The following is a 3,387-nucleotide window of genomic DNA, read 5'->3' on the forward strand; positions in this document are numbered from 1 at the left end:
AGGCAGTTCCGCCCCCTCTCACGCCCGTGTCCGCGCCCGACGTCAGCCCCTCGCACACCCCTCGCCGCCCCGGCCAGGCCGCTGTCGCGCAGGCGCGTTTCCGGCCGCCACACGCCTCGCCGGCCTGCAGCCGTCGGGAAGCACCGGTTTTTCATCCCCGCGGAGTCTTCCCATGTCATCCACCCAACTGGCGACCGCCCTGGTCGCCCCCTTCGAGCACCTGAGAATGACCGATGTCGAGGCGGTCGGCGGCAAGAACGCGTCCCTCGGCGAAATGATCAGCCAGTTGAGTCAGTCCGGCGTCCGCGTGCCCGGCGGCTTCGCCACCACCGCGCATGCCTTCCGCACGTTCCTGAGCGCGGGAGACCTCGGCAAGCGCATCAACGCGCGGCTCGCCTCGCTCGACACCGACGACGTCCGCGCCCTCGCGGAGGCCGGCGCGCAGATCCGCGGCTGGGTCGAGGCCCAGCCCCTGCCGCCGGAACTCGAAGCTGCGGTGCGGAGCGAGTTCGAGCGGCTGGCGGCGGGCCAGCCGGAAGCCAGCTTCGCAGTCCGTTCATCGGCGACGGCCGAAGACATGCCCGACGCCTCGTTCGCCGGTCAGCAGGAGACGTTCCTCAACGTCACCGGCATCGACGAGGTGCTGTCCAGGATGCGCGAGGTGTTCGCCAGTCTCTACAACGACCGCGCCATCAGCTACCGGGTGCACAAGGGCTACGGGCACAACGACGTGGCCTTGTCCGCAGGCGTGCAGCGCATGGTGCGCAGCGACCTGGCGTCGGCCGGCGTGATGTTCACCATCGACACCGAGAGCGGCTTTCCCGACGTCGTCTTCATCACCTCGAGCTACGGCCTCGGCGAGACGGTGGTGCAGGGCGCCGTCAACCCGGACGAGTTCTACGTCCACAAGCCGGCGCTGCGCAACAACAAGCTGGCCATCATCCGCCGCAACCTCGGCTCGAAGCTGATCCGCATGGGCTTCGCTTCGGCGGCGGAGCACGCCGCGACCGGCAAGCTGGTGACGACGTTCGAGACCGCCACCGAGCAGCGCAACCGCTACTCGCTGTCCGATGCCGACGTGAGCGAGCTCGCCCGCTACGCGCTCGTCATCGAGCAGCACTACGGCCGGGCCATGGACATCGAGTGGGGCAAGGACGGCATCGACGGCCAGCTCTACATCCTGCAGGCGCGGCCCGAGACGGTGGTGAGCCAGGCGGCCGGCAAGGCCGAGCAGCGCTACGCGCTCAAGAGCTCGGGGACCGTGCTGGCGGAAGGGCGCGCCATCGGCCAGAAGATCGGCACCGGGCCGGTCCGCGTGGTCGAGTCGATCGCCGACATGGACCTGGTTCAGGCCGGCGACGTCCTCGTCACCGACATGACCGACCCGAACTGGGAGCCGGTCATGAAGCGGGCGAGCGCAATCGTCACCAACCGCGGCGGCCGGACCTGCCACGCCGCGATCATCGCCCGCGAGCTGGGCATCCCTGCCGTCGTCGGCTGCGGCGATGCGACCTCGACGCTGAAGGAAGGCGCGCTCGTCACCGTCGCCTGCTCGGAAGGCGACACCGGCTACGTGTACGACGGCCTGCTCGAGACCGAGGTCACCGACGTCGAGCGCGGCGAGATGCCGTACTCGCCGATCAAGATCATGATGAACATCGGCAACCCGCAGCTGGCCTTCGACTTCGCGCAGATGCCGAACTCGGGCGTGGGCCTGGCCCGGCTCGAGTTCATCATCAACAACAACATCGGCGTCCACCCGAAGGCGATCCTCGACTACCCGAACATCGACAGCGACCTGAAGAAGGCGGTGGAAAGCGTCGCGCGCGGCCACGCCTCGCCGCGCGCCTTTTACGTCGACAAGCTGGCCGAGGGCATCGCGACCATCGCCGGCGCGTTCTGGCCGAAGCCGGTGATCGTTCGCCTGTCGGACTTCAAGAGCAACGAGTACCGGAAGCTGATCGGCGGCTCGCGTTACGAACCCGAGGAAGAAAACCCGATGCTGGGCTTTCGCGGTGCCTCGCGCTACGTGAGCGAGGCCTTCGGCGAGGCCTTCGCGATGGAATGCGAGGCGCTCGTCCGCGTCCGCCGCGAGATGGGGTTCAGCAACGTCGAGGTGATGGTGCCTTTCGTGCGCACGCTGGGCCAGGCCGAGCGCGTGAACGCCTTGATGGCCGAGCACGGCTTGCGCCGTGCCAGCGCCGGCGGCACCGACGGCCTCAAAGTGATCATGATGTGCGAGGTGCCGAGCAACGCCATCCTCGCCGACCAGTTCCTGGAGCACTTCGACGGCATGTCGATCGGCTCCAACGACCTGACCCAGCTCACCCTCGGCCTCGACCGGGACTCGGGGCTCGAGCTGCTGGCGCGCGACTTCGACGAGCGCGACCCGGCGGTCAAGGCGATGATCTCGCGCGCCATCGCCGCCTGCCGCGCCCACGGCAAGTACGTCGGCATCTGCGGCCAGGGGCCGAGCGACCACCCGGACTTCGCCGACTGGCTCGCCGACGAGGGCATCGTCTCGATCTCGCTGAACCCGGACTCGGTCATCGAGACCTGGAAGCGCCTGGCGACGCGCTGACGACGAAAGCTCAGCCGCCGATGTAGTGCATCTCGACGCGCCGCTCGCCGAGCGTGGCCGGCGCGGCGGGGCTGCCGCGCAGCTCCGAGTAGCGGTCGGTCCGCTTCTGCCAGACAAGGCCGATCGCCGCCGAGATCTCCTCGTCGCTCCGGCCGGCCCGCAGCAGGCCGCGCAGGTCGTGGCCGCGGCTCGCGAACAGGCAGAGGAAGAGCTTGCCTTCGGTCGACAGGCGGGCCCGGTTGCAGTCGCCGCAGAAGGCCTGCGTCACGCTCGAGATGGTGCCGATCTCGCCCGGGATGCCCGGCTCGGCATAGGCCCAGCGTTCGGCGGTCTCGCCCGGTGCCGACGCGGCCAGCCGGCGCAGCCCGAACTCTGCCTGCAGGCGGGCGACGACCTCGGCCGAGGGCAGGACTTCGACCATGCGCCAGCCGTTGCTGGCGCCCACGTCCATGTACTCGATGAAGCGCAAGGCGACGTTGCGGCCGCGGAAGTGGCGCGCCATCGGCATGATCTCGCCGTCGTTGGTGCCGCGCTTGACGACCATGTTGACCTTGATGGGCCCGAGCCCGGCGCGCTCGGCCGCGTCGATGCCGCGCAGGACATCGGCGACCGGGAAGTCGGCGTCGTTCATGCGCCGGAAGATGGCGTCGTCGAGCGCGTCGAGGCTGATCGTCACGCGGTCAAGTCCGGCGGCCTTGAGCGCCTCGGCCTTGCGGGCGAGCAGCGAGCCGTTCGTCGTCAGCGTTAGGTCGAGGCGGCGACCGCTGGCGGCGCGCAGATCGGCCAGCATCGCCACCAGCCGCTCG

General features: G+C 69.5%; 2 protein-coding genes. One reads left to right on the forward strand and one right to left on the reverse strand.

Features of this window, described 5'->3' with window-relative positions:
* Nucleotides 1–172 precede the first annotated feature (172 nt).
* Nucleotides 173–2,581, forward strand: a complete 2,409-nt coding sequence (gene ppsA / locus AC30N0_RS06715) for a phosphoenolpyruvate synthase (RefSeq protein ID WP_489517152.1) — start codon at nucleotides 173–175, stop codon at nucleotides 2,579–2,581.
* A gap of 10 nt (nucleotides 2,582–2,591) precedes the next feature.
* Here the strand turns inward: ppsA and AC30N0_RS06720 are convergent.
* A partial coding sequence (locus AC30N0_RS06720) for a GTP 3',8-cyclase MoaA (protein ID WP_489517153.1) occupies nucleotides 2,592–3,387 on the reverse strand: 796 nt, incomplete at its 5' end.

It is taken from the genome of Rhizobacter sp. (genome assembly GCF_031412495.1).
Taxonomy (GTDB): domain Bacteria; phylum Pseudomonadota; class Gammaproteobacteria; order Burkholderiales; family Burkholderiaceae_C; genus Schlegelella_A.

Coding starts and splice junctions, on each gene's coding strand:
- ppsA (WP_489517152.1), top strand. CDS start 173: ATGTCATCCACCCAACTGGCGACCGCCCTGGTCGCCCCCTTCGAGCAC.